At 65.7% G+C, this 23,537-nt stretch carries 23 protein-coding genes and 1 pseudogene; 10 read left to right on the top strand and 14 right to left on the bottom strand.

The genetic code is table 11. The features are described from left to right. Positions 1 to 46: 46 nt before the first annotated feature. Complete coding sequence (locus ABEI27_RS07000; RefSeq protein ID WP_375798690.1) at positions 47 to 937, bottom strand: transcription initiation factor IIB family protein; 891 nt, start codon at positions 935 to 937, stop codon at positions 47 to 49. 162 nt (positions 938 to 1,099) lie between these two features. Between ABEI27_RS07000 and ABEI27_RS06995 the strand changes: the two genes are divergently transcribed. Next, on the top strand, positions 1,100 to 1,621 hold the full coding sequence (locus tag ABEI27_RS06995) for a hypothetical protein (RefSeq protein ID WP_375798689.1): 522 nt from the start codon (positions 1,100 to 1,102) through the stop codon (positions 1,619 to 1,621). Between the two features lie 22 nt (positions 1,622 to 1,643). Here ABEI27_RS06995 and ABEI27_RS06990 read toward each other — a convergent pair whose 3' ends face one another. Together ABEI27_RS06990 and ABEI27_RS06985 are read right to left on the bottom strand one after the other, a co-directional pair. After that, entirely contained in the window at positions 1,644 to 2,393 is a 750-nt protein-coding gene (locus tag ABEI27_RS06990) for an AAA family ATPase (RefSeq protein ID WP_375798688.1), read from the bottom strand. Between the two features lie 63 nt (positions 2,394 to 2,456). Continuing rightward, entirely contained in the window at positions 2,457 to 2,885 is a 429-nt protein-coding gene (locus ABEI27_RS06985; RefSeq protein ID WP_375798687.1) for an HIT family protein, read from the bottom strand. A gap of 406 nt (positions 2,886 to 3,291) precedes the next feature. Between ABEI27_RS06985 and ABEI27_RS06980 the strand changes: the two genes are divergently transcribed. Together ABEI27_RS06980 and ABEI27_RS06975 are read left to right on the top strand one after the other, a co-directional pair. Next, positions 3,292 to 3,696, top strand: a complete 405-nt coding sequence (locus ABEI27_RS06980; RefSeq protein WP_375798686.1) for an HNH endonuclease — start codon at positions 3,292 to 3,294, stop codon at positions 3,694 to 3,696. Further along, on the top strand, positions 3,693 to 3,968 hold the full coding sequence (locus tag ABEI27_RS06975) for a hypothetical protein (RefSeq protein ID WP_375798685.1): 276 nt from the start codon (positions 3,693 to 3,695) through the stop codon (positions 3,966 to 3,968). Before ABEI27_RS06980 ends, ABEI27_RS06975 begins: the two co-directional genes overlap by 4 nt. Positions 3,969 to 4,176: 208 nt before the next feature. Here ABEI27_RS06975 and ABEI27_RS06970 read toward each other — a convergent pair whose 3' ends face one another. From ABEI27_RS06970 to ABEI27_RS06955, 4 genes are all read right to left on the bottom strand, one after another. Beyond that, positions 4,177 to 5,043, bottom strand: a complete 867-nt coding sequence (locus ABEI27_RS06970) for a ribose-phosphate diphosphokinase (protein WP_375798684.1) — start codon at positions 5,041 to 5,043, stop codon at positions 4,177 to 4,179. Between the two features lie 189 nt (positions 5,044 to 5,232). Continuing rightward, entirely contained in the window at positions 5,233 to 6,099 is an 867-nt protein-coding gene (locus tag ABEI27_RS06965) for a hypothetical protein (protein WP_375798683.1), read from the bottom strand. Positions 6,100 to 6,147: 48 nt separating this feature from the next. Then, entirely contained in the window at positions 6,148 to 7,191 is a 1,044-nt protein-coding gene (locus ABEI27_RS06960; RefSeq protein ID WP_375798682.1) for an NAD(P)-dependent alcohol dehydrogenase, read from the bottom strand. A 108-nt stretch (positions 7,192 to 7,299) separates the two neighbouring features. Beyond that, the gene (locus ABEI27_RS06955; protein WP_375798695.1) at positions 7,300 to 7,617 is read right to left on the bottom strand and encodes a hypothetical protein; all 318 of its coding nucleotides are present in this window, start codon (positions 7,615 to 7,617) and stop codon (positions 7,300 to 7,302) included. A gap of 322 nt (positions 7,618 to 7,939) precedes the next feature. Here ABEI27_RS06955 and ABEI27_RS06950 point away from each other — a divergent pair, with 322 nt between their 5' ends. The 3 genes and pseudogenes from ABEI27_RS06950 to ABEI27_RS06940 all read left to right on the top strand — a co-directional run bounded on the left by ABEI27_RS06950 (position 7,940) and on the right by ABEI27_RS06940 (position 11,459). After that, on the top strand, positions 7,940 to 9,061 hold the full coding sequence (locus ABEI27_RS06950) for a tRNA (guanine(26)-N(2))-dimethyltransferase (RefSeq protein WP_375798681.1): 1,122 nt from the start codon (positions 7,940 to 7,942) through the stop codon (positions 9,059 to 9,061). A 61-nt stretch (positions 9,062 to 9,122) separates the two neighbouring features. Next, positions 9,123 to 10,432: pseudogene (locus ABEI27_RS06945) on the top strand (YihY/virulence factor BrkB family protein). Between the two features lie 133 nt (positions 10,433 to 10,565). Next, positions 10,566 to 11,459, top strand: coding sequence for a phosphatase PAP2 family protein (locus tag ABEI27_RS06940; RefSeq protein ID WP_375798680.1), 894 nt, complete (start codon positions 10,566 to 10,568; stop codon positions 11,457 to 11,459). Between the two features lie 83 nt (positions 11,460 to 11,542). Here ABEI27_RS06940 and glnA read toward each other — a convergent pair whose 3' ends face one another. Continuing rightward, positions 11,543 to 12,916 carry a type I glutamate--ammonia ligase gene (gene glnA, locus ABEI27_RS06935; RefSeq protein WP_375798679.1) on the bottom strand — a complete coding sequence of 458 codons (1,374 nt, stop codon included), beginning with the start codon at positions 12,914 to 12,916 and terminating at the stop codon, positions 11,543 to 11,545. Positions 12,917 to 13,042: 126 nt separating this feature from the next. On the opposite strand from glnA, the gene lrp reads away from it, so the two are divergent. Next, entirely contained in the window at positions 13,043 to 13,498 is a 456-nt protein-coding gene (gene lrp / locus ABEI27_RS06930; RefSeq protein WP_375798678.1) for an HTH-type transcriptional regulator Lrp, read from the top strand. Positions 13,499 to 13,508: 10 nt separating this feature from the next. Here the strand turns inward: lrp and ABEI27_RS06925 are convergent, their stop codons facing one another. The 3 genes from ABEI27_RS06925 to ABEI27_RS06915 all read right to left on the bottom strand — a co-directional run bounded on the left by ABEI27_RS06925 (position 13,509) and on the right by ABEI27_RS06915 (position 16,299). Then, positions 13,509 to 14,423, bottom strand: a complete 915-nt coding sequence (locus tag ABEI27_RS06925; RefSeq protein WP_375798677.1) for a DUF6293 family protein — start codon at positions 14,421 to 14,423, stop codon at positions 13,509 to 13,511. Positions 14,424 to 14,570: 147 nt separating this feature from the next. Beyond that, positions 14,571 to 16,073, bottom strand: coding sequence for a sodium:solute symporter (locus ABEI27_RS06920; protein ID WP_375798676.1), 1,503 nt, complete (start codon positions 16,071 to 16,073; stop codon positions 14,571 to 14,573). Further along, the gene (locus ABEI27_RS06915; protein ID WP_375798675.1) at positions 16,066 to 16,299 is read right to left on the bottom strand and encodes a DUF3311 domain-containing protein; all 234 of its coding nucleotides are present in this window, start codon (positions 16,297 to 16,299) and stop codon (positions 16,066 to 16,068) included. The genes ABEI27_RS06920 and ABEI27_RS06915 overlap by 8 nt, the downstream gene beginning before the upstream one ends. 401 nt (positions 16,300 to 16,700) lie before the next feature. On the opposite strand from ABEI27_RS06915, the gene dnaG reads away from it, so the two are divergent. After that, complete coding sequence (gene dnaG, locus ABEI27_RS06910) at positions 16,701 to 18,392, top strand: DNA primase DnaG (protein WP_375798674.1); 1,692 nt, start codon at positions 16,701 to 16,703, stop codon at positions 18,390 to 18,392. Between the two features lie 26 nt (positions 18,393 to 18,418). Here the strand turns inward: dnaG and ABEI27_RS06905 are convergent, their stop codons facing one another. Both ABEI27_RS06905 and ABEI27_RS06900 read right to left on the bottom strand, forming a co-directional pair. Next, positions 18,419 to 18,847: a GNAT family N-acetyltransferase gene (locus ABEI27_RS06905; protein ID WP_375798673.1), complete on the bottom strand. Its 429-nt coding sequence runs from the start codon at positions 18,845 to 18,847 to the stop codon at positions 18,419 to 18,421. Next, complete coding sequence (locus ABEI27_RS06900; RefSeq protein ID WP_375798672.1) at positions 18,844 to 20,154, bottom strand: TIGR00297 family protein; 1,311 nt, start codon at positions 20,152 to 20,154, stop codon at positions 18,844 to 18,846. The genes ABEI27_RS06905 and ABEI27_RS06900 overlap by 4 nt, the downstream gene beginning before the upstream one ends. A 117-nt stretch (positions 20,155 to 20,271) precedes the next feature. On the opposite strand from ABEI27_RS06900, the gene ABEI27_RS06895 reads away from it, so the two are divergent. Then, positions 20,272 to 20,880 carry an undecaprenyl diphosphate synthase family protein gene (locus ABEI27_RS06895; RefSeq protein WP_375798671.1) on the top strand — a complete coding sequence of 203 codons (609 nt, stop codon included), beginning with the start codon at positions 20,272 to 20,274 and terminating at the stop codon, positions 20,878 to 20,880. 115 nt (positions 20,881 to 20,995) lie between these two features. On the opposite strand, the gene uppS is transcribed toward ABEI27_RS06895, so the two are convergent. Further along, a complete protein-coding gene (uppS, locus tag ABEI27_RS06890; RefSeq protein ID WP_375798670.1) occupies positions 20,996 to 21,892 on the bottom strand; it encodes a polyprenyl diphosphate synthase in 897 nt (298 codons plus the stop codon). Positions 21,893 to 22,067: 175 nt separating this feature from the next. Here uppS and serS point away from each other — a divergent pair, with 175 nt between their 5' ends. Then, a complete protein-coding gene (gene serS / locus ABEI27_RS06885) occupies positions 22,068 to 23,450 on the top strand; it encodes a serine--tRNA ligase (protein WP_375798669.1) in 1,383 nt (460 codons plus the stop codon). Positions 23,451 to 23,537 lie beyond the last annotated feature (87 nt).

The raw sequence follows: 23,537 nt of genomic DNA, 5'->3' as shown, positions 1-23,537 counted from the left end.
ACGTCCCGAGTTGATTCCTCGCAAATAGGCCTCGGGCTGCCGGTGTCTACTCGCCGTCCCGCAGTTTCTGGTACGTTGATCGGAGCGTCACCGGCGTGACGCCGGCGACGTCGGCGGTGTCGCGCTGCGTCAGGCCGACACTCGCGTCGCGGGCGGCGGTGTAGAGACAGGCGGCCGCGACGCCGCTGGGGTTCCGGCCGACGGTGAGGCCGCGCTCGGCGGCCTCGGTGACGTATTTGCGGGCCTGCCGCTCGACCGCGTTCGGGAGTTCCAGTTCGGACGAGAAGCGGGGGACGTACTCGGCGGGATCGATCGGACCGACAGGGAGCCCGAGTTCCCGGTTGATCGCGTCGTAGGCGGCGCTCTGTTCGGCCTCGGTCGCCTTCGCGGCGCTCGCCACCTCCTCGACCGTGCGCGAGACGCTCGCGATCCGACAGGCGGCGTAGACGGCAGCCGCAGCGAACCCCTCGAGCGACCGACCCTGGAGCAGGTCCTCAGACTGCGCAGATCGGAACAGCGAGCAGGCGTGATCGCGGATCCGGTCGGGCAGCGAGAGCGAGCCCGTGAGCCGACGAATTTCCGTGAACGCGTAGACCTGGTTCCGCTCGCGCTTCGTCGGGATCCGTGCCCGGTTGTGCTGTCGGCGCATCCGACTGAGTTGCCGGCGCTTCCGTCCTTTCACCCGCGTCGATCGCCCAATCTCGGTCGAGAGTCCCCGGTCGTGTCGCGACCGCGTCAGCGGCGCGCCCGTCCGCTTCGGATCGGTGTCGCGGTCGGCGAACGACCGCCATTCGGGCCCGTGATCCACGTGGTACTCCGAGAGGACGAGTCCGCAGTCGCCGCAGAGCGTCTCGCCGCGAGTGGTCTCCGGTCGCCCTCCGCACTCAGGGCACGCGTTCGTAGACTGGCTGGTGTCGGTGGCAGGTGCCTCGCTCATCACACCTGAAAATTGGTCCCGATGGTATATTTAAACAAAGCAGCAAACCGGCATCTTAACCCCCAAAGCCGATTTCTTACTTACCGGTCATCGGTTAGTTTTACCATCAAATACGATAAGGAAAGCGAAATCGCTTATATGATGCCGCGGGAGATACATACGATGAGTCTGTCGGACATCGCAGCGGGGCTAGAACTGACGACAGCGCAGGTCGACCGCGGCGTCGCGACCGTCGACGACACGGCCGTCGATCGGGACGCACGACTTCGCGAACACGCGGACGAACTCCCGTGCACTGTCGCGGCGGCGGCGACGGTCCTCGATCAGTACGAATCCGGAGTGAGCGTCGGTGAGGCGGGCGCAGCGGCGGCGCTTCCGGAGGTCACGGCGGCGAAACTACTCCACCGATGTGGTTTCGAGGGCGTGACGCCGCTGGCGCCGACCGCCCGTCGAGTACTCCGCGACTGGCTCGACGGCCGGGCCGCGCGGGCGGATGCGCTCGAACTCACGAAGGCGACTGAGGCCGAGTTCGCGCTCGCGGCCTACGTCGAGACGCACGATCCGATTGAGGCCCTCGCGGCGACGGTCCGCCGGGACGCGGCCGCGCCGATTGCCGGCGATGCACTCGTCTCGAAACGCGACGCCCTCGCGGAGACGATGACCGGGGGCGGCGACCTGCGCTAACTCGTTCTCTCGGAGTGTTGTCCTACCGACCGACGTACTCGCCGACCGTCTGCAACACTCCGCCGTCGTCGATCGGCGTGAGTTCCGCGCCGGTGGCCGCGGCCGCGACCTGGTCGATGGCGTCGGCGAACCCACCGTCGGTCCCGTGTCCCGTCGGCTCCGTCACGTCCGTCTGCGCTGTGGCCGGGATGCCGACGTCGGCCGTTTCGAGCGTCCCTCGCGTCGATACCACGAGCGCGGCGTCGACGCCCACGTCTGCCAGGCGCTCGTGCGTCCGCTGCGTCGCCGCCGCGCCGCGCTCTGTCGCCGGTGTGACGATGGCGACCGAGTCGGCGACGGTGACCGCAGCGACGGCCTGGTTCGCGGCGACCGGCGGCACGTCCAGAAGCACGTGATCGAACTGCGCGGCCGCGCTCTCGATGCGCGTTTCGAGCGCTTGTGCGGCCTCGACGCGCTTTGCACGTGCGAGTCGCTCGAACGGGGCGTGCGCGGGCAGGATTGCTACCCGGCCGGCCACTTCAGCGATGTTCAGATCGACGAGCCCCTCCGCGAGGTCAGCCGCGCGCTCGTCAGTCACGAGCGCCGTCACGTCCGGCTCGAGTCTCCCCGCGACGTAATCTCCGAGTCCCTGCGTTGCGAACGCGGCGTCGACGACGCAGGTCCTCCGGCCGTCGGCCGCGAGCGCGGCCGCGACTTCGACGACGGTCCGGGTCGTGCCCGCGCCACCCGTCGCGCCGACGAAGCCGACGATATTTCGTTCTCGTTCTGCCATATCCCACCTGGCCGCGTGCTCGGAATTAAATGGTCCGGTCGCAGCCCCGACACTGTCAGGTGGTCACTCGATCGATTCGATCTCGTCTGCAATGTCGTCCATCTCGTCGTCCGAGAGATCCGGCCGTGACCCCGCCACGGCGTGGATTGGGCCGCCGCCGTCGCCCTCGAAGCGCGGGACGACGTGGACGTGCACGTGCGGCACCTCCTGGCCCGCCGCCGAACCGTCGTTCACGCCGACCGTCGTTGCGTCGGCGTCGACGACCGATTCGATCCGGGGCGTCAGCGACTGGACGGCGGCCCACATATCGGCCGCGACATCGTCGGGCAAGTCGTCGAGGCGCTCGTGGGCCTCTTTCGGCACGACAAGCGTGTGCCCGGGCGCGAGCGGGTTAGCGTCGAGGAAGGCCGCGACGGTGTCGGTTTCGTAGACGATGCGCCCCGGGATCTCGCCGGAGATGATCTGTTCGAAGATGGTCGGATCGTTGCTCATACCCGTTGGATCGTACGGATCGCCGAAGTAAGTTCGGCCTGTGTCGTGGGCGCGGGAGCGGCGTTCTCTCCCCAGTTCCGCGGCCGTCGTCCTGCTCACGACTTACTGGCCATCATCGACTGCGTCTCGGATCGCCTCGCGGACCGCTCTGCGGTACTCTCCGTCTTCGTACCCGAGTCGAGCGCGCCAGACGTCTTAATACGATGTATGCAGAAGTTCTTTGCAACACACCAATCTCGGCCTATTTATAATTTAAATGATAGTCATTCGAAGCCTCGGATACCGAAGCCTTAATTCATCCGACACACAGATGAAACCGGTCGGACGGAGGTTAACGGGCCTCACATCCCGCTGAGATGGCTCAGACTGGCGATACCAGTGAGAGGTATCGCTGCCTCCAACGACAGTGATAAAACTGAATCAACAAACGAGAGAAGCCGTCCACGAACGGGATCGGGGCCAGTGTGTCACCTGTCGAGCCTCGGGTCCCGAAGTGACGCTCGGTGTTCACCATATCGTGCCACGCAGTCGAGGGGGCTCCGATAGGTTGTCCAACCTAATCCTCCTCTGTCGCCAGTGCCACGATGCTGCACACGAGCAGGCGACGGCTCCCACGGTTCACTTTAGAAGCACAGGTGATATGAGTACCGCATCGTTCGGCACCTTCCTTGAGTTTTTTCGGGAACTCCCCACGGCCCGATTCGACAGCGATAATACAGTCTGGAAGATCCCAAAAGCGGACTTTGAGGAGGAACGCGAGGTCAGCGAGTCACGAGAATCAGCCGCTGTCACCAATAGAGGTGAACGATGACGCAGCAGACGCTAGGTGAATTCGAGGACGTAGTCTGCTGCCCGAGTTGTGGTCGGGACAACTTCGCCGACGAGCGGGCGATGCGGATCCACCACAAACTCGCTCACGATGAGTCGCTGGCAGAACGGGAGGATCGGTATCGGTGTCCCGAGTGCGGTCGAGAGGTCCGAACGAAACACGGACTCAGTAATCACCTCTCGAAGGTGCATCGGGACCGTTGGGAAGACCTACAGGAGGGTGGCCTCGTCTTGACGCTCGTCGACGTGGACTGATCCTCAACGACTCCCACTTTGGCGTAAGCGACTGCGTCGGTCCGTTCTCTGCGGCGTCAATGACGCGGGAGTAATCAGACCGAACGGGGATAGATTCACGTAGTGTTAACCATCCTATATTTCTCTGTGCCACGGTTCGAGGACGTGCCGCGCTTCGGGAAACAGCGGGTCCGTGCCGTCCGCATCCGAGGGGCCGTCGCCCATCGGCTCAGTTCGCTTCGACGGCGTCGACCGCTGCGGCGACGATCGGGGCGACCGAGACCGCGCTCACGTCGCGTTCGACCGTGTCAGTGCCGACAATCCGTTCGACGCCCGCGCGTTCCAGTTTCGTCCGGGCGTTCCGGGCCAATATCGGATGGATACACGCCGCAAAGACCCGTGCCGCGCCGTCGTTCCGGAGGTGTGCGATCGCCTGACTCATCGTCGACCCGGTTGCGACAATGTCGTCGACGATCACGACGTCCCTGCCCTCGGTGTCGGCGTCGCTCGGTGTGATCTCGACGTCGGTTCCGGAATACCGCGTCTTCTCGAAGTAATCGGCCTCGCCGTCGCCGTAGGACGCACACGTCGACTCTGCGAGGGATAGCGCCCCAGCGTCCGGCGCGAGAAAGAGCGGTTCGGCGAGGTCTTCCGGGAGCGGTTCGGCGAGGCGGCCGGCCGCATCGCAAACAGTGACGTGCGCGTCGAAGAAGTCGGTGACCGACCGTTCGTGGGGGTTCACGAGCACTACGCGGTCGGCCCCGGTGGAGACTGCGCGCGCCATCGCCCGGGCGGAGACGGGGGCACCCGTCTCGAACGCCTCGTCCTGGCGGGCGTAGCCCATATACGGAATCACGGTCACGACCTCGGTCGCGCCCGCCTCACGGACGGCGTCCTGCAGCTGCAGGAGTTCGACCCACGCGTCGTTCGTGTCGGTCGCCGCCACGATCACCGCGCGGTCGGCGTCGAACGCTGGGACGGCTGCGTACGTCTCACCGTCGGGGAACCGGTCGTACGTGACAGCCGCAAGCGACTCGCCCAGTTCGTCTGTGAGGGCGGCTGCGAGGGCCTGCGACGATGCGCCGGGTACGATCATACCAGTATCTCTCGATCCGCGGTAAAACCCCTTTCCGTCTCGGCCGAGAGTCAGCGCGCCCGCGACTCCGCCGCGACCGCCATCGGTTCCGTGTCGTCTCGCTGTCGCTATCGCGCAACTGCGACAGCCGACTCCGATGCGGCAGCGTCTCCGGGACTCCCGCTCGGGGACCAGTCGTCAGCGCCGACGCTACACCGCCGCGGCGACCACGCCCCGAACGCCGATTCCCCGGTACCGCCACTCGCCGTCGGGCAACCGCACGGCGAACGTGCCGTCCTCGGTGACTGCGTACGACGCATCGTTCCCGTGCGTCACGGCCCCGACGGGCTCCTCGACGGGCAGCGATTCCTCGCGCCACTCGTCGCCCGCGCCGCCGTCACCGCCCCGCACCCAGAGCGTGCCGCTGCGAACTGCCTGCGCCCGCGGACCGGCGGCGTCGACGGCATCGACCGGCCCGTCGAACACGTCCATCCAGCCGTTACCGAGTTTGTAGAGCCCAGCGCCAGTGGCGACGAGCGGTTCGCTGTCCACGTCGCGGGCGTCGTCGAGGCCGGCGTGGGTGAGCGACGAGGGGCTAAGGCGGTAGACCCCGTCAGCCGCAGCGAGGAGACTGCTGCCGACGGCCCGGACCGACCCCGTGGTCCCGAGTTCCGTCCACGTCCGATCGCTCGACGACACGGCCGCGTCCGCCTCGGTCCGTGCGACCCGTCCGTCCCCGTCGCCCGCGACGAGCTCGCCGTCGTCGAATCCGACTGCCGCCGCCGGCCCGAACGCCGTGGACTCGAACGAGAGCGCCTCCGCTGCACCTACCGTCGAGTCGGCCTGTTCCACGCCGATCGCCTCGCGGTCCGCGACGAGCACATCTTCGTCGGTTGCGACCGCGACGAGCGGGCCGGCGGTGGCGACGTCCCGAGCCGTACACCGGTGGGCGATCCCGAACTCGCCGATCAGGTCGTCGGAGACGGCGACGGCGACGATCCCGAGTCCCGAGGCGAGGTAGACGGTCTCGGTCCCCGTATTGTCGGTGTACACCCGTTTCTCGTCGATCGTAGGCATTGTCGCCCGTTCGTCGAGGCAGGGTAAAAACCGTGCGGAGGCACGAGGTTACGCCGGCGTGATGACTGCGCGACCGTCGATCTCGCTATGTTCGAGTTTTTCCGCCACCTCGTTGATCTCCGAGAGGTCGTACCTCGACGTCCGGAGGTCCACGTCGCCGCGTTCCACCAGGCGGACGAGTTCCTGAAGTTCGGTGTAGCGGCCGACGAGCGTGCCCCGATACGAGAACTCGCCGTTGACGAGCGCCTGTGAGGGTTCGTGGACGTGGCCGCCGTAGCCGATGACGTGGTGGTCGCCGCCGGGGGCGACGATTTCGGGTGCGTAGCCGGTCGTCTCGTCCGCACCGACGAAGTCGAGCACCTGTTCGGCCCCGTGACCGTCGGTGAGACCGTCGATCGCGGTCGAGACGTCCTCGCTACTCGGATCGACGGTATGCCGCGCGCCCAGATCGGCGGCGAGATCGCGCGCGCTCGCTTTCACGTCGAGCGCGACGATGTTCGCGGCGCTCATCGCGTCCAGACACTGCAGGCCGATGTGTCCGAGTCCGCCGACGCCGATGACGACCGCGGGATCGCCGGGGTTCAGTTCGTCGACCGCCTTCTTGACCGCGTGGTACGCCGTGATCCCGGCGTCGGCGTGGGGTGCAATCTCTGCGGGATCGACACCGTCGGGGAGCGGAATCGTCGCCCGTTCGCTCGTCAGCAGGAACTCCGCGAAGCCGCCATCTGTCGTCAGCCCCGGGAATGAGAGGTTCTCACAGTACATATCCTCTCCGAGGCGGCACTGCCGGCACGTCCCGCAGGTCATCACCGGGTGGCAGATGACCCTGTCGCCGACGTCGACAGTGGAGACCTCCCTGCCGACTTCGACGACCTCCCCGGCGCTCTCGTGGCCGAGCGTCATCGGGAGGTCCTGCTCAACGTAGTCGGTCCACATCCCCTCGATGATGTGGTTGTCCGTCTGGCACCAGCCCGCGCCCTCGACGCGGACTACGACGCCGTCCGAGCGTGAGATCTCCGGTCGGTCGATCTCGTCGATTGCCAGCGCCTCACTCATCTCGTCGGTGTACTCGTGGAGTCTCGCTGCGTGCATCGTGTCACCACTCAGCACGGAACGAGTATAAACGTTCACCGCCGTCCGGGGTCGCCACTCGCGGTTCCGGGACGCCCATCGGCCGGTGTACTGCTCCCCCGATTTGGATTACAGGAAATCGCGGACTTCGGAGTACCACATCTCGTGGTGGTCGATCTCGCCGATACGCTCGGCGATGGCGACCGCGAGGACGTGCCAGCAGCGCTCGTGGGGATCGTCGGGATCGAGGTTGTACTCGCTGTCTTTGCAGGTACAGCCGCCGTCTTCGACGACGTACTCGTCCTCGTGGCCCACGACGATCGTGAAATCGCGGTAGCGCTTCACGCGGCCCTCTGAGACGGCCTCGACGGCGCGCGCGCCACGCTCGTCGTGCAGCTCGACCAACTGCTCGACGCCGCCCGGCGTGAGTTCGTTGGCCTCGGCCAGTGCCCGTCGCCACGCGGTTTCGGCGTCGCTCTCGGTCTCCGTCGGGACGACGAAGGCGTCGGGTTCGCGGTCCTCGTCCGACGGCGGGCCCGTCGGCGGGTCGTCGCCGTCGCTCACATACCCCGATTGCGCGGGGCCGGACAAAACGGCACCGGTGCCCGGATCGACGTGGCCAGTCGCCCCGAGGTGCTGTGCGATCGAAAAGAATCGGTAGACAGGCGTCCAACTGTGTCGGGTATCGATCAGCCCGGGGATCGCGTCCGGTCCCGAACCGGGCGCTCGCCATCGCATCGCTTTTCGCCGCGGAGCGTTCTCTCCCGCTATGGACGTTCGTGAGGGCGGCGTCGAGATCGCGGTGCCCGACGCCCGCGACGGGGCTTCGGAGGGGGCCGGTGACGACGTGTTCTACAACCCGACACAGGAACTCAACCGCGACCTGACCGTGGCAACGCTGCGGGCGTACCGCGAGCGCGAACCGCGCGCCGCCACCTATCTCGACGCGATGGCTGCCAGCGGGATCCGCGGCGTTCGCGCGGCGGCGGCGGGTTACGACGTCACCTGCGCCGACGTCGACGCCGACGCGGTCGACCTTGCCCGCGAGAACCTCGCCCGCAACGACCTCGACGGCCGGGCGGTCGAGCGCGACGTCAACGCGCTCCTCTACGACGGTGGTACGGTGTTCGACGTCGTCGATCTGGACCCGTTCGGGACGCCGATTCCCTTTGCCGACGCCGCGTTCGCAAACGCGCGGAACCTGGTCTGCGTCACCGCCACCGATACCGCACCGCTCTGTGGTGCCCACCAGCGCTCGGGGATCCGAAAGTACGCGACGTTGCCACAGAATACCGACTACCACCCGGAGATGGGCCTTCGCGTCCTTCTCTCGGCGTTGATCCGCACCGCCGCCCGCTACGACAAGGCCGCCGTCCCGATTCTCTCGCACGTCTCCCGGCACTACGTCCGCACGTATCTCGAACTCGACGCCCGCGCCACGCGGGCCGACGACCTGATCGACGACCTGGGGTACGTCCACCACTGCGAGGACTGCCTCCGGCGGACCCACGAGTTCGGCCTCATCGCGCACCCGCCCGAGACCTGCGACGCCTGCGGCGGCGACCGACTCCTCGCGGCCGGCCCGCTCTACCTCGGCCCGATCCGCGACCGCGAGTTCGTCCGTTCGGTCCGCGATCAGGTGACCGACGAACTCGGCGAGGCGGCCCGCGCCGACCGACTGCTCGAGACGCTCGCCGGCGAACTCGACACGCCGACTCACTACGATCAGCACCGACTCTGCAAGCAGTGGAGTCGCTCTGCGCCCGCGATGGACGACTTCATCGAGATGCTCCGGGACGCCGGCTTCGCGGCGAGTCACGCGCACTACGCGGGAACCGCGTTCAAAACCGACGCGACAGTCCCGGAGATACGCGACGCGACCAGCGAGTGACGAATCGGGACTCGCAATCGGCCTCCCGTACACTCTTGAGTCGATCGGTCGAAGGAGTCTCGTGACCGCACGGAACGCTCCCATCCAGGTCCCGCGATCGGTCCTCGCAATTGTCCGCGAGCGCGGGGTGACGGTCCTCGCGGCGGGAATCTTCTCCTACGTCCTCGTCTCGCTCGTCCCGCTTCTCACCCTCGCTGTCGTTGCAGCCACGATAGTCGGCGGTGCCGACCTCGCCGCACAGGTCCAGTCACTCGCCCAGCGCTACCTCCTGCCGACCGGTTCGGAACTCGTCGGCGACGCGCTGGCCGACGCGACGGGCTGAGGCACTCTCTCGGCTCTCAGCCTCCTCGTAACGACGTGGGGCGCACTGAAACTGTTCCGCGGCGTCGACGTCGCGTTCGCCCGGATCTACGGGCACCCGACGAGCCCCATCCTCCGACAACTCGCTGACGACCTCCTCACGCTCGCGACCTTCGGAGCGGCCACAGTGAGCGTCGTGACCGTCGCGGCGCTCATCGCGCTCGTCGACGTCCCGTTCGTCAGGTTCGTGGGCCCGCTCGTCCTGCTCGCTTTCCTCGTCGTCGCGTTCGTGCCGCTCTACTCAGTCATTCCAGACATTTAGATCGCGCCCCGGCAAGCGCTCCTGGGCGCGATGTTCGCATCTGTGGGTTGGACGGCGCTGAGTGCCGCCTTCGGCCTCTACGAGCAACTCTCCAGCGGCGTCGCGGGTGCGCTCGGCGGGGTCTTGCTTCTCGTGACGTGGCTTATCTCTCCGGCATTCTGGTACTCACGGGTGCGGCGGTCAACGTCGTTCTCTCCGGGCGTCGTTCGGACACCACGCCTCCCACGTCGCCGTCGGTCACCGACGACGGAGACCGGCAGGTACAACACCCGCGGGGCCGACGTGACGAGCGGACGATGAGCGCGGACGACGCGAAGACGCCAGACGACGCCGAGCCCGACGGGACCGGCGACGCCACCACCGACGTGGACCCGGACGGCGCGCCCGACATTGCGCAACTGGAACGGGAACTCGAGGAACTCCGGGCCGATCTCGACGCCTTCGAGGACGATGTCGAATCCCGGACCGTCGATCGGCCGGACGTCGAATCGGAGATGCGCAGGTACGTCCGCGGACGGCTCCGCCGTGGGAAGGCCCGCGGGTGGGGCCCCTATCTGATCCTGCTCTACGGCACGGTGGCGACGATTGCAGCGTTCTACTTTCTCTCGGACCTGCTCGCGGTCGTCGCGATGTTGATCATCTACCTCTCGACGTTAGGACTCTACGCGCTGTTCGTGGTCTTCGGCGTGGGGCTGAACGCACTGGGAATCCCCGGTCGTGCCCTCGATTGGATCCGCGACCGCCGGTGACGACAGTTCGAGACGTGGTCGTCGAATCCGTGCTCCATACGTGATTTCGAGTCTGCGCCTACCCCCAGGTTTATTTTGACGCGCTGTCGCAGTCCCGCAGGTATTTGTCGTTCGGGCGGCGAGCACACGACCGATGACGTACCCCGCAGCGCCGCTCGCGACACGCGGCGTCGGCGAAGTCGCGCTTGTCGAGTCGCTCCCGGCGGTCGTCGCGGCCGTCTTCTGGTGGCTCACCCACCTCGGCAACCCCTATCTCCTCCTGTCGCTCGTCGCGCTCGCGTACCTGTTCGGGGACCGAGTCGGCCTCCCGCGGCGTAGCGCGGCGATCGCGCTCGGCCTGGGCCTCTGTGCCATCGGCCTCACGATCGGGCTGAAGCAGCTCTTTGCGCTCCCGCGCCCACCGATCTCCTACCGCGGCGGCTACGGCTTCCCGAGCGGTCACGCGCTCGGGTCGACGACTTTCTGGGGTGGAGTCGCCGTTCTCGCCATCCGCGGCAGGTGGCGCCGACGTCTCGTGATTGCGGGCGCTGTTGTCACCGTCGTTGCCCTCTCTCGCGTGCTGATCGGCGTCCACTACCTCGTCGACGTCGTCGCCGGCGTTGGGATCGGCGTGGCGTTGCTCGCCGTCGTCTTCGTCGCCGGGACGGGGTTCTCGACTGCGGATCGGACCGGTGCGCTTGTGACTCCTGCGCACCGACACGTCACGGCACTGTTCGTGCTGGCGCTCGGCCTGGGACTGCTCGGGTTGCTCGTCGCGCCCGGCGAGAACGAACTCCTGCTCGGCGTCGGCACCGCGCTCGGGGCGGTGTTCTCGTGGCACCGGTTCGGACCACGAGCGGTCGAAACCCACGTCGATCTCTCGCCGCGCCCGCTCGCGCTCAGCGCCGGAGGACTCGTTACTGCGCTCGCGGTGATGAGCGGCGTCGCAGAACTGACAGCGAACGCCCAGATCATCGTCGCGGCGAGTGCAATCGGCGCGACGGGCCTTCTCGCGCTGCCGTTGCTCGTCAGCGACGGCGAGTCGTGATTGGGGACCTCGATGCCGTACGGCAGAGCATAGCGGCGCTGTCGAGCAAAATAACGAAGAACCGAGTCGGGTGGTGACGCCGTTCAGTAGGTCTCGAGGTAGCGGTCGAGTTCCCACTGGGAGACGTCGATACGGAACTCGTCGTACTCCTGGTTCTTGGCCTCTACGAACTTGTCGTAGACGTGGCCGCCAAGCGCCTCCTCGATGATTTCGTCCTCTTCGAGCGCGTCGACAGCCTCGCCGAGATTCGCCGGGAGCGTCTCGATGCCGTACTCCTGGCGCATCTCCTCGTCGAACTCGTAGATGTTCTCTCGAACCGGATCGGGGCAGTCCAGCCCCTGCTCGATCCCTTCCAGTCCGGCGGTGATGAGCGCCGCGAAGGCGAGGTAGGGATTACAGGACGGGTCAGGGAACCGGGCCTCGATACGGCTCGCGGCAGGGACGCGCGCGGCCGGCTTCCGGATGAGCGCCGAACGGTTGCGGTCGGACCACGCGATATAGACCGGAGCCTCGTAGCCGGGGACGAGGCGCTTGTAGGAGTTCACCGTCGGGTCGGCGACGGCTGTGATCGCCGGCGCGTGGTCGAGGATGCCAGCGAGGAACGAGTGGGCCGTCTCCGAGAGATCGAATTCGCTGCCCTCGTCGTGGAAGGCGTTGTTGCCGTCCTCATCGAACAACGAGATGTGCGTGTGCATCCCTGAGCCGTTGATTTTTGGGATCGGCTTGGGCATAAACGTCGCGTGGAGGTCGTGCTGGGCCGCGATGGCGCGAACGACCGTCCGGAACGTTGCGACGTTATCGGCCGTCGAGAGCGCATCGTCGTACTCGAAGTTGATCTCGTGCTGACCCTCGGCGACCTCGTGGTGGCTGGCCTCGATCTCGAAGTCCATCTGTTCGAGACCATAGATGATGTCACGGCGAACGTCGGACGCGAGGTCCTTCGGTGCAAGGTCGAAGTAGCCACCGGCGTCGCTGGTCTTCGTCGTCGCGCGGCCGTCCTCGTCTTCTTCGAAAAGGAAGAACTCCGGTTCGGGGGCGACGTTGACGGTATAGCCCATCTCCTCGGCGCGATCGAGTGCGTTCTTCAGTACGCGGCGCGGGTCGCCCTCGAAGGGTTCGCCCGTGGACGTGTTGATCACGTCACAGATGAGCCGCGCGGAGCGGCCGTCGCGCCACGGCAGGACCGCGAAGGTCTCGGGATCGGGCTTGAGCCGCATATCTGACTCCTGAATGCGGACGAAGCCCTCGATGCTCGATCCGTCGAAGTAGATTCCGTCGGTGAACGCCTTCTCGGCCTGGGTGGCCGGAACGGCGACGTTCTTTACGGTGCCGAGGATGTCGGTGAACTGCAGGCGGAGAAAGTCTACGTCTTTCTCCTCGATCTCGTCGATAACACGCTGTGCTTCGGCCGAAAGTCCCCCGTCTGTTACAGGGATGGGTGTATTTTGGTCCGTCATATCCTGGACAATCGAATCCGAACACTCCCAGTATAAAGACCTTATCGCTTAGTGCAAATGCCCCTTGGATCACTCCTAATTGGATATTCGTAAAATTCTAATGCCCCCAGAGGCATTTTGGGTGTAATGACGTACGAAAACCTCGATGCAAAACTCATCAACGCACTGCTTGGCGACGGTCGCGCGAGTCTTCGGAGTCTGGCGGAGGATCTCGACGTCTCGGTGACGACGGTCTCGAACCACCTTCGTGATCTCGAAGACGAGGGCGTCATCGATGGGTACACCCCCCGGATCAATTACGACGCGCTCGGGTACGACGTCACGGCGATCATCCAACTGAAGGTCGAAGGGAGTGCGCTCCCGGACATCACCGAGCGACTCAAAGAGCAGAAACAGATGACCACGGTCTACGAGGTCACCGGCGACTACGACGTCATCGCCGTCGGGAAGTTCGAGGACACAGACGGAATGAATGACCAGATCAAGGAGTTGCTTACCGACACCGACATCCGCGAGTCGAACACCAGCGTCGTTCTCAATCCGGTGGTCGAAAACGCTCAGTTCGACCTCGACGTCGAGTAGTACTGCAGCGCTACTCCTCACTGAGGACGTCGTCTTCGGCATGGGCTCGCACCCACAACTGCCCGATCCGTGAGAGACGAGTCCGGTAGGACTTGCCGTGTTCTTCCTGTTCGATGTAGCCCTTCCCGCCGGGACCCAACCGGTCGACGTTGTAGATCACCTTCGATCTGAAGGAGTCGGTATACTCCTCGTTCATATCCCGTGCGAGAGTCTCTGCGAGTTCCGACACCGAGTCGAACTCGCCGTACTCACCGAGTTCGAAGAGAATCACCTCCTCGAAGGGCTTGACGTTCCGGAAGGAGGCGACGGGGAGTTCGACGATGTGGCTGCCGCCGATGCGCTTGGCGCCGATGGTGGTCCCACGCTCGTCGAACTCCGAGATGATGTCCACGGCCGACTCGTACCGCGCCTCGATGCGCTCGTCGTCGACGTCCTCGCCTGCGAGTAACTCTCCCAATAGCGCTTTCGCCTCCCTGACTTCCTCGGCGAGCTCGGTTTCGAGGTACTTCTCCGGGGCCGTGTAGTAGGTGTGGATCCGCTCGCGGTCCTCCTGCCGCTCGACCATAATCGAGTGGGCCGCAGTGGCGAACGCGAACGAGACGGGCCGCGGCATCGCCGAGACGTTCACCCACACCTCGGTGTCGGCGGCGGCGTCGAGTTCCTCGTTGATGAGGTCGTACGCCTGCTCGAAGGCGGCGTCGTAATCGTAGACGTCCGCGAGGACGACGCGCTCGGTGTCGGCGCCGAGGAGATTCTGGAAGTCCTTCTCCAGTTTCTCCGAGAGGTTCCGGGAGTACTCCACGTTCGACTCGCTGCCGACCGCTCCTTCGAGGAGGATCACCCGGTCGACGTCCTGTTGATCCCGGATGAGCGGCGCGATCAGTCGGTCGTAATCGAAGCCGACCGGGATAATGTGTGTCTGCATACGCGTACGGTTTTTCGGGTCCATAATCAATCCCGCTGACAGCGGGGTGCGCCTCCGATGGTGTCGGCGACGACGGCCGGGTCGAAACCCGAATACTCCGTCAACCGAGTCGCCGGCGAGACGTCGTGGTCGATTGCGAATCCGACGTCAGTCCGCTCGCGTGCCGACGGTGAACGTCTCGGCGCGCTCGTCGGCGTCGGCGGTCGTGAGCAGCGACACGCCGACGGTGAGGACGAGTGACAGCACCATCCCGTAGAGCGCGAAGTCCCAGGTGAGGTACGCCGATCCGAACACGGTCACACCGCCGACCGTGAACGCGGGGAGGAACACGTGCAGGAGGTAGAAGAGTTGCGACCCTGCGACGCCTGCGAACATCCCCTGGCGGGTCGTCTTCGGCCAGTAGAGCGCCACGATCACCGGGAGCGCCAACTGCGCGTACCCGCCGAAGGCGGTGTCACCCACGGTGATGAGCGTTCCCGGACGGAACAGGCTGACGACGAACGTCCCGACGGCGAAGACGACGACGCCGATGCGGCCGATCCACGCCTCGCGCTCGTCGCTCGCGCTCGGATTCACGAACGGCCGATAGAGGTCCCGAGTCAGATACGACGACCCCGAGAGGAGCATCGAGTCCGACGACGACATCATCGCCGCCATCGCGCCAGCGACGACGAGCGCCGCGAACCACGCGGGCGTGTACTCGTTCAGGAGGACCGGAATCACGTTCGAGCCCTCCGGGACGACGATGCCGAGTCCAGCGGCCCACGTACCAAGGAGGAACGCGGGAACGAACAGGAGCACGACGAGGACCGGCCACAGCGCGAACGACCGCTTCAGGACGCGGGCGTCCTTGGCGACGAAGAAGCGCTGATTGATCTGTGGGAACATCGTGACGCCGAAGGCGATGGTCACCGCCTGGGCGATCATCCACTGCGGCGAGTAGAGACCGCCGCCCAGCGAGAGGAACTCAGGGTTGGCGTCCGCCACCGACGACGAGACGATGTCGAGACCGCCGGCGCTCGAGAGAACCCAGCCGACCGCGATCCAGACGATTCCGAGCATAAACAGTCCCTGGATGGTGTCGGTCCACGCGACGCCGCGGAGCCCCGCGGCGACGACGTACGCGATGATAAACAGGGTGATGCCGGCCGCGCCGACCCAGTAGGGAATCGCCCCGTTCGTGAGGCCGACAATCGCCTCACCCGCACCCATCTGCTGGAGCATCACGTACGGGAACAGCCAGAACAGCGAGACGCCCGCCACGAGCGCCCTGAGTCGCCGCGACCCGAAGCGGTCGCCGAGCATCTCGCCGAGGGTGACGTACCCCTGAAACTTGCCGATCAGCCACTGCCGGTAGCCGATCAGATACCAGAGGATCGCAAAGAGGATCCCGTCCATCAGCCCCATCACGAGAATCCACTCCGGGCCCGCCCCGTAAGCGAGGTTCGGCCCACCGAAGAACGTGAACGCCGACAGCAGCGTCGCGAACGTGGTAAACAGCAGGACGACCGTCCCGATTGAGCGACTCGCCAGGTAGTAGTCCTCTGCGTCACGGCCCGTCAGGCGGTACGCGAGTAGCCCAACCACGAGAGCGACGGCGAGGTACCCTCCGACGATGCCGAGTTGGACGACCAACTGCGAACTAGCCATTGAACCCCACCTCCTCGGGATCGACGTTCATCCCTCTGTCCCACGCACCGCGGGCGAACAGCGCGAACGCGACCGAGGCCAGCACCATCCAGCCGATGTGCCACCACAGCCACACCGGCAGTCCCTGCCAGGTCGTCGCATCGCGCCAGAGGAACCACGGGATTGCGAACGTCACGAGTACTGCGAAGACGCCTATCCATAGGTAATCGGTCTTCTGTCGCGTCATCGAATTATACTCACTACTCGTCACGGGTAAAGATTACTTTTTGAAATTCGATAGCGGTTTTCGAAGAGAGATTTTCTTCGTAATACGCCTCCAATCATTTATTACACTTCACTAACACGTATCCAACGACGATTTGTGACAGTACACGTCGAATGCGCTTCCTATCGGGCCAGTAGAACGCCGTTCGGGCGGTCCAGACAGTGCTGCGTCGCGGCCGTTCCGGTCGTAGTTCGGCCGCAGCGCCGACAAATCACGACTGATCAGGTGGCCACGACACCAGTATCAATGTCTGTTTTTGACACGATAGATATTTGCCGCGAGCAACCCATATATAAGGACGTCATCGGGTTTCCCATGACGCTCATATCACCATCACAGCACCCCTACGGGGGGATTCATCAATGGAAGACACTGAAAAATACCTCATTCACGCAGCGATCACCGCAGACGGGGTCGTCGAACGGTCCGACGTCGTCGGGGCCATCTTCGGGCAGACCGAGGGACTTCTCGGCGACGACCTGGACCTCCGGGACCTCCAGCAGTCGTCGAAAGTTGGGCGTATCGACGTTGAAATCGACTCGCAGAACGGCCAGTCGTTCGGGACTGTTACCATCGCGAGCAGCCTCGACCGCGTCAAAACCGCGATCCTCGCCGCCTCCCTCGAGACGATCACACGCGTCGGTCCCTGTCGGGCCACCGCTGAAGTGACTGACATCGAAGACGTTCGCGAGGCGAAACGCCGAGAGGTCGTCGAGCGGGCGAAAGAACTGCTCTCGGAGTCGTTCGACGAGAGCGTGATGTCCTCGAACGAGATCCTCTCGGAGGTGAAAGAGAGCGTCCGCATCGAGGACATCAGCGAGCACGAGGGCCTTCCCGCCGGCCCCAACGTCGCCGACTCGGATGCAGTCGTAGTCGTCGAGGGCCGGGCAGACGTCCTGACGCTCCTGAGCTACGGGATCAAGAACGCTATCGCCGTCGAAGGTACGAACGTGCCCGAGGTGGTGGCGGATCTCACCCAGAATCGGACGACTACCGCCTTCCTCGACGGGGACCGCGGCGGCGAACTCATTCTGCGCGAACTCACGCAGGTGGGCGACGTCGATCACGTCGCATTCGCCCCCTCGGGCCGCTCGGTCGAAGATCTCAAGCGCCACGAGGTGTTCGCCGCGCTCCGTAACAAGGTCTCTATGGAGTCGTACACGTTCGATGCCGAGACTGCCGCGTCGGCAGACGATGCGGACAATCCGGACACCGGGGCGGGCGGTGACACGCCGGACCCTCCGAAGGGGTCGCCGACGACTGAGTCGGCGGCCCACCCCGCTGTCGATCGCCGATCGATGCCGAGAACCCTCGACTCGGATGCGTCCATCTCTTCGGAGTACACCACGCCGCCGGCGGAGCCCGTGCGTGCCGAGGTGAGTGCGACGGAATCGAACGGTGACGAACCGACCCCCGAAGTCACCGAACGCGCCGACGTCGACAGCCCGACGGGAGATTCAACGGGCCCGTCCGAACCGGCGGAATCGACCGATACAGCCGAGACGACGGATTCAACGGACGCGGCCGAGACGACGGAGTCGACCGTGACCGAGTCCGAAGTGCCGGGCGCAGACGAAACTATGACGACGGCCGAACAGCCAACGGTTCGCGACGATGTATTGGGGGCGGACGGCACTTCGACTGCAGACGACGCGGACGCGACTGCGGACGATACGGGAGCGACTTCTGACGACGCCGATGAGAGCGACAACGCCGACGGGAGTGATGACTCGACGATGGACCACCCACAGTCGCTCGCTGACCACGTCCGGGAGGTCATCGACGACGGGAGCGGGACGATCCGACTTCTCGACGCCGATCTCGTTGCCCTCGAGGAACGGCCCGTCAGCGAGGCCTTCGACGCGCTCTCGACGACCGAGCCCGTGCCGTACGCCGCCGTCGTCGACGGCGAGTTCTCACAGCGCCTCCTCGACGTGGCCGCCCAGCGCGGGGTCGACCACGCTGTTGCGGCCTCGACCGGCGAGTTCGTGAAGAAACCGGTTGGCGTTCGACTGCTGACGGCCGATCAGTTGGCGACGTCGGTCGCAAACTGAGCGCCCCAGTCTCCACGTTCCAGTGGCTACTCCGGCACGTCGTACGCGTAGACGAGCGCATCGGCCCACGCGCCCCCGCGCTCGTAGAAACACGGCTGGTAGGCCACCGGGTGGAACCCGACCGACTCGTACAGCGACCGCGCCGGGTCGTTGTCGACGGCGACGAGAAGCGTCACTCGCGTTCCGGGGTCGCGTCGCGCGACGACTCCCTCGACGAGCGTTCGGCCGTGGCCGCGACGTCGATAATCGGGACCGACGACCAACTCCGCGAGGTGGGCGTCGCCCTCGCCGACTGTGATCGCATAACCGACTGGGTCGCCACCGGGACGCTCGACCGACACCAGACACGAGCCGACGGCCGCGAACGACGCCAGCAGCTCGGGGGACGGCGCATCAAGATGCGACTGCAGCGCGACGATCGCTGAGACGTCGGTGGGGCGGGCCGGCCGGATCACGGTTGCAACATCGTGAGCGCGGCAGCGGCGCTCACCACGGCCCCGACCAGCGTCGCCGCGAAGTTCACCGCCTCGTTGCCGAACCGCTGCCCCTCGACGGTTGCGCCGAGGACGCTGTCGATTGTCATCCCGAGGAACCCACCGAGAGCCACGAGAACCGCGCCCACGGGGCCGACGTTCGGAAGCAGCACGAACGCGACGGCGCCGACGATGACGGCACCGAGGAGGCCGAACACCTCGCCCTGCCAGGTCACTCCGCCGTCGGTCCCCGGCGGCACCGACTCCATCGTGGTGATGAGCCGTGGACTGTCGAAGAGCCCGCCGATTTCGGAGGAGAGCGTATCGCTGAGTGCCGCGGCCATCGATCCGGCGAAGGCGTACTGAAACAGCAGTCCGTCGACGGGCAGCGACCGGCTCGCAGCGAAGAGAAGCACGCAGAGCAGCGCGACCGCAGCGTTGCCGAGGACGTTCCCGGTCCCCCGCGCTCCTTCGTTCTCCTCGGCGATCCCCCGGCGCTTTTTCTTCTCGTAGCGGAACTTCGTGGAGAGCGAGCCGATTCCGAAAAAGGCGATGAGCACGGCAAACCAGCCGAAGCCGCCGAAGACGATGACAAGAAGGCCCAGAAGGACGCCCGAGAGCATCCCGGCCACGGACGCGGCCCCGAGCGCATACGAGGCGTATCCGAGCCCTACGGTGACAGCGAGAGCGGCTCCGACGTCGAGGACGCCGACGGACACCGCGAGAGTGTCGAACAGCCACAGCAGCAGGCCGGTCGAGAGCATCACCAGCGGGTCGTCCCGCTCGAAGAGCATCTCACGGAAGAGCGCCGCAACGAGCGCGCCCGCGACTGCGAGAAACGCGAACCGCGGCGCGACGGTCGGAGTCGACGTGAGGGAGGCCACGCCGGCCTGCCCAACGAAGCCCGCAGCGCTCCCGGCGACGCCGAATCCGGCCGTTCCCAGGAACGGCTCGTCCGACACCTCGGCCACGAGGCGCTTGCCGAGATTCCCATACGAGAGTACGAAGACGCTTGCGACGAACAGATCGACGGGAAGTCCGAGTTCGGTCGCCAGAATCGCCAGACCGGCCGCAGCGAGGGCGAAGCCCGCAAGTCCGTTTAGCCGGCCCTCGCGGCGGTCGCTGGGCCGTGCGAACAGGTCGAACAGAGGCCCGTCGGTGATCACGAACGCCGCGAGCAGTGCGACGGCGGCGAAAGGAACAAACGCCGCCCGGCCTAGCACCGGTGCGGTCACCGAGACCGTCCCGACCAGGGCGAATCCACCTGCCCGCCGAAGCGTCTGTTGCACGTCACGGGATATCCCCGACGCGCACTTAACGGTCCCGACATCGCGTCTCGTGGTTTCCCAGGTTGTCCCTCGATCCGAACCCGGAAACATATGCCACTCGGCCGCGGACGGTGCGCCGTGGGACTGTACGACCGGTATCTCGCCCTCCGCTATCGGCTCCACGACGCCGACCCGCCCGAGCACGTCGCCGTCGTCATCACCGAGCGCGACCTGCTCGAACAGGGCGCCTACGACACGCTCGCGGACTTTCTGTCCTGGGCGTTCGAGTACGGGGCACGGCGCGCGACGGTCTCGGTCAGTGTCCTCGACGAGGCGGTCGTCCCGACGCTGTCTCGGGAACTTCGAGCGGTGGAGTCGCCCGAACCGATCGACGTGCGCGGCCCGGACGACACCGAACGCGCCGACGCGCCCGTCCAGATCAGCATCGGTCTCGGCGGCAAGGAGGAGTTCGCGTCGGCCGTCAAGCGCATCGCAGAGTCGGTCGAATCGGGCGATCTCGATCCCGACGACGTCGACGCCGACCGGATCGAGGAGCGACTCGTCTTCGACGACGAGCCAGACCTCCTGATCAAGACCGGTGCCGAGCGGCTCTCCGACTTCCTGATCTGGCAGTCGGTCTACTCGGAACTCTACTTCACCGACGTCAACTGGCGGGATTTCCGGCGACGCGATTACCTCCGGGCTGTCCTCGACTACAAGAGCCGTCAGCGACGGTTTGGTCGGTGATCGGCGCGCCGTGTCAGCAGCCCCTCCTACCGCGGGACAGTGGTTTCCGCGTCGAAAAGCCGTCTCTCCGCCGATCAGTCGGGACCGTCGCGTCGCAACCGGAGGTCAGTGTCGGTCAGTCCGCCCTGTCGGCGGGATCGGTCCCGCGCTGACGCGCCAGTTCGGCCGAGACCTCCTGTGCGCCCGCCGAGGGGAGTTTCGACCGGAGCCTGCGAGTGACCGCCCGGGCGTCGGCGAGTTCGGTCTCCGTGACGGCGCGGACCAGCGCCACCGCCCGCTCGGTCCGCGACTGCTGCCAGGACTGTTCACGGGACTCGTACGTCCGGAGCCCGCGGAGGAAGTCAGCCTTCGAGAACTCGGGCCAGTACGGCGCGCAGAAATAAACCGCAGCCTCGTTGCCGTTGGCGTGCCACGGCAGGAAGTTCGAGGTCCGCTCGTCGCCGCCGGTCCGAACGATGAGATCGACGTCGCGCGTGGTGTGACGCGCCAGGCGCGCCTCCACGGCCGTCGCGTCGACGTCGTCGGGGTCGAGGTCACCGGATTCCACCTCGCGGGCGATCTCCCGTGCCGCGCCGAGCAACTCCGATCGGCCACCGTATGCGAGCGCGATGTTGAGCCGGAGCGTGTCGTATCCGGCCGTCTGCGACTCCGCGTACGCGACGGCCTCGCGGACCCGCTCGGGGAGTCGGTCCACGTCGCCGATCGCGCCGATCCGGACGCCGTTCTCGTGAACGCGGTCTGCGTCGGCGAACTCGTAGAGTTTCGATTCGAGGAGGTCGAAAAGCGGGTCGAGTTCGTCCGCCGGACGGTCGAAGTTCTCCGTCGAGAAGGCATACAGCGTCAACTCCTCGACGCCGAGTTCGTCGCACCACTCGAGGACCTGCTCTGTCGTCTCCGCGCCCTCGCGGTGACCCTCCGGCGCGTCGTCGCCCTGTTCGCGGGCGTAGCGTCGGTTACCGTCCTGAATGATCGCGACGTGCGCCGGTGCATCGTCGAGTTGCCGTCGAAGCATCCGTTGATACGCATCGGAGACCTTTCGACGGAGCCAACGTCTCGTACTCGACGTCACGTTACTGACCCCCAGTTCGCCATCGGGTATGTGTCTTTCCGTTCTGCCACCCCGATCGGGGGTCCGGCCGCCCCGTCGATGCGACACGGTTTTGCCGGATCCCCAAGAATCGGCCGGTATGATCGAAAGACAGTTCCTCCGCGAGAACCCCGACGCGGTCCGCGCCGCCTTGGAGCAGAAGGGCGTCGAGGACGTCGATCTCGACCGCGTTCTGGCCGTCGACGAGGAGTGGCGCGAACTGAAGACGCGCGGCGACGACCTCCGCCACGAACGCAACGAGATCTCCTCGAAGATCGGTGATCTGAAAGCCGAAGGCAACGAGGAAGAGGCCCAGGAAGCCATCGAGCGCTCACAGGAACTCAAAGCCGAAATCGACGAAGTCGAATCGCGCGCGACCGAACTCGAAGCCGAACTCGAGGCTGCTCTGCTCGAGATTCCACAGATCCCGGCCGACGAAGTTCCGATCGGTGCCGACGAGTCCGAGAACGTCGAGCGCCGCCGCGAGGGCTTCGACGACCACCGCGACCTCCCCGAATCGGTCGTTCCACACTACGATCTCGGCGAAGACCTCGAGATCCTGGACTTCCAGCGGGGCGCGAAGGTGACCGGCGGCGGATTCTACTTCACGAAGGGCGACGGCGCGCGCTTGGAACACGCCCTGATCCAGTTTATGATGGACATCCATCGCGAGCAGGGATACGTCGACGTCTTCCCGCCGATCCCGGTCAACTCACGCTCGATGATCGGCACGGGCCAGTTCCCGAAGTTCACCGAGGACGCCTACCGCATCGGCGGCGCGAACGACGATCCCTGGGACGACGACGACCTGTGGCTCTGTCCGACCGCGGAGGTCCCGGTGACGAATATGTACCGCGACGAGATCCTGCTCGACGACGATCTGCCGCTGAAGATCCAGGCCTACACGCCGAACTTCCGCCGCGAGGCGGGCGAGCACGGCACCGAGACCCGCGGCATCGTCCGCGTTCACCAGTTCAACAAGGTCGAGATGGTCAACTTCGTCCGGCCCGAGGAGAGCGAAGCGCGGTTCGAGGGACTCGTCGACGAGGCCGAGGAGGTGCTCCGTCGGTTGGAACTCCCCTACCGGATCCTCGAGATGTGTACTGGCGACCTCGGATTCACGCAGCGGAAAAAGTACGACATCGAGGTATGGGCCCCGGCCGACGATATGGAGGAGGGCCCCGACCTGGGTGGCCGATGGCTCGAAGTGTCCTCGGTCTCGAACTTCGGTGCGTTCCAGGCGCGCCGCGCCGGCCTCCGCTACCGGCCTGAGCGGCACGAATCGGCCGAGTACCTCCACACGCTCAACGGTTCGGGGCTCGCGATCCCCCGGATCGTCGTCGCAATAATGGAGTACTACCAGAACGACGACGGCACGGTCACGGTGCCGGAGGCGCTCCAGCCGTATATGAGCGGCACCGAGGTCATCGACGGCCACGACCCGGTCGGCGAATCGGCGCTCGGTGCCGATGAGTCGGACTGACTTCGCTTTCCCCCAATAACCACCGATTAAACGGACAATTCGGTCAAATCGTGGCAAACTTGACGCCAGCGTAGACCCGTTTCATAC

This window comes from Halobellus sp., from assembly GCF_042218505.1.
Lineage (GTDB): Archaea > Halobacteriota > Halobacteria > Halobacteriales > Haloferacaceae > Haloquadratum.
This window is presented reverse-complemented; position numbering and strand designations above follow the sequence as displayed.